Origin of the sequence: uncultured Aurantimicrobium sp., from assembly GCF_936931525.1 — a bacterium.
Taxonomy (GTDB): Bacteria; Actinomycetota; Actinomycetes; order Actinomycetales; family Microbacteriaceae; genus Aurantimicrobium.
Genome location: NZ_CAKZII010000112.1, coordinates 1 through 2,846 on the forward strand (window position 1 = coordinate 1; position 2,846 = coordinate 2,846).

A 2,846-nucleotide genomic window follows, 5' to 3' on the forward strand; every position below is an offset into this window, starting at 1 on the left:
GAGGTTCGCCCCGGCGACATCCTCGTCGGTAAGGTCACTCCTAAGGGTGAGACCGAGCTTTCTGCCGAAGAGCGTCTGCTCCGCGCCATCTTCAACGAGAAGAGCCGCGAAGTTCGCGACACCTCGCTGAAGGTTCCTCACGGTGAGTCCGGAACCATCATTGGTGTGAAGGTATTCGACGCAGTGAACGACGAAGACGAGCTCGGCTCGGGCGTCAACCAGCGCGTTGTTGTCTACATCGCCCAGAAGCGTAAGATCACCGAAGGTGACAAGCTCGCTGGACGTCACGGAAACAAGGGTGTTATCGCCAAGATCCTCCCTGTTGAAGACATGCCATTCCTCGAAGACGGTACCCCCGTTGACGTGGTTCTCAACCCGCTCGGTATCCCCGGTCGTATGAACTTCGGTCAGGTCCTCGAGACCCACCTTGGTTGGATTGCGAAGCAGGGTTGGAAGGTTGACGGCTCACCTGAGTGGGCAGCACACCTTCCTGCAGAAGCACACGAGGCTGCCCCTGGCACCAAGGTTGCTACCCCTGTATTCGACGGCGCTCTTGAGGAAGAAATCGCGGGTCTGCTTGACTCCACGACTCTGACTCGTGACGGTGACCGCCTAATCGGTTCTTCCGGTAAGGCAAACCTCTTCGATGGCCGTTCGGGTGAACCATTCCCTGAGCCCATCTCGGTTGGTTACATGTACATCCTGAAGCTGCACCACCTTGTCGATGACAAGATTCACGCACGTTCAACGGGTCCTTACTCGATGATCACGCAGCAGCCTCTTGGTGGTAAGGCACAGTTCGGTGGACAGCGATTCGGTGAGATGGAGGTGTGGGCACTGGAAGCTTATGGTGCCGCTTACGCACTCCAGGAACTCCTCACCATCAAGTCCGACGACATCGTGGGCCGCGTCAAGGTTTACGAAGCCATCGTCAAGGGCGAGAACATCCAGGAACCCGGTATCCCCGAGTCGTTCCGCGTTCTCATGAAGGAAATGCAGTCCCTCGGTCTCAACGTTGAAGTTCTCAACGAAGCTGGCGATGTCGTCAGCCTCCGCGACAACGACGATGAGGCATACCGCGCAGCTGAAGAGCTCGGTATCAACATCTCCACTCGTTTCGAGTCTTCGTCAATCGACGAGATCTAATCCGAGTCAGACACTTAAGAATCTAAGGAAAGAGTTAAATTGCTCGACGCAACCGCTTTTGACAAGCTTCGTATCGGTCTGGCCACTGCTGACGACATCCGTCGTTGGTCGTTCGGTGAGGTCAAGAAGCCCGAAACCATCAACTACCGCACCCTCAAGCCTGAGAAGGACGGCCTCTTTGGTGAGCAGATCTTCGGACCTTCTCGCGACTGGGAATGCTCCTGTGGCAAGTACAAGCGTGTCCGCTTTAAGGGCATCGTTTGTGAGCGCTGTGGCGTAGAGGTCACCAAGTCGTCCGTGCGCCGTGAGCGCATGGGTCACATTGAGCTGGCCGCTCCCGTTACCCACATCTGGTACTTCAAGGGCGTTCCTAGCCGCTTGGGTTACCTGCTGGACATGGCTCCTAAGGACCTCGAGAAGGTCATCTACTTCGCTGCCTACATGGTTATCGACGTAGACGAAGAGGGTCGTCACGCTGACATGCCTGGTCTGGAGAACGAGCTTCGTCTCGAGCTCAAGACTCTGGGTGACCAGCGCGACTCTCGCATTGCTGACCGCATGCAGCGTCTCGAGAACGACCTTGCTGCTCTCGAAGCAGAAGGCGCTAAGGCAGACCAGAAGCGTCGTGCGAAGGACGTAGCTGAGAAGGAAATGTCTCAGATCCGTAAGTCCATCGACGAAGAAATCGCTCGCCTCGAGCGCGTCTGGGACGACTTCCGCAACCTCAAGGTTGGCGACCTCAAGCCTGAAGACGCTGTCTTCAACGAGCTGGTAGACCGCTACGGCCTGTACTTCGACGCATTCATGGGTGCAGAAGCAATCAAGAAGCGCCTCGAAACCTTCGACCTCGCTGGTGAAGCTGAATCGCTTCGTCTCGAGATCACCGAGGGCAAGGGTGCAAAGAAGATCCGTGCGATCAAGCGCCTCAAGGTTGTTTCTTCCTTCCTCAACACCGGCACCTCGCCTGCAGCGATGGTTCTCGATGTTGTTCCCGTTATCCCACCAGAGCTGCGCCCCATGGTTCAGCTCGACGGTGGACGCTTTGCGACCTCTGACCTCAACGACCTCTACCGTCGTGTGATCAACCGCAACAACCGTCTCCGTCGCCTCCTTGACCTCGGTGCTCCCGAGATCATCGTGAACAACGAGAAGCGCATGCTTCAGGAAGCTGTTGACGCACTGTTCGACAACGGTCGTCGTGGTCGCCCCGTTACCGGTACCGGTAACCGTGCGCTCAAGTCGCTGTCAGACATGCTCAAGGGTAAGCAGGGTCGTTTCCGTCAGAACCTGCTCGGAAAGCGCGTGGACTACTCGGGCCGTTCGGTCATCATCGTGGGTCCTCAGCTCAAGCTGCACCAGTGTGGTCTGCCTAAGCAGATGGCACTCGAGCTGTTCAAGCCATTCGTTATCAAGCGTCTGATCGACCTGAGCCACGCTCAGAACATCAAGAGCGCGAAGCGCATGGTTGAGCGTAGCCGTCCCCAGGTGTGGGATGTTCTCGAAGAGATCATCCGCGAGCGTCCAGTTCTGCTGAACCGCGCACCAACTCTTCACCGCCTCGGTATTCAGGCATTCGAACCTCAGCTCATTGAAGGTAAGGCTATTCAGCTTCACCCTCTCGTCTGTGCTGCGTTCAACGCTGACTTCGACGGTGACCAGATGGCTGTTCACCTTCCGCTCTCGGTTGAGGCTCAGGCCGA

General features: G+C 56.9%; 2 pseudogenes. Both read left to right on the top strand.

The annotated features are described in order from the left end of the window. Positions 1 to 1,146 (top strand): annotated as a pseudogene (locus Q0362_RS05210) (DNA-directed RNA polymerase subunit beta); the annotation flags it as partial. A 39-nt stretch (positions 1,147 to 1,185) separates the two neighbouring features. Then, a pseudogene (locus Q0362_RS05215) lies at positions 1,186 to 2,846 on the top strand (DNA-directed RNA polymerase subunit beta'); the annotation flags it as partial.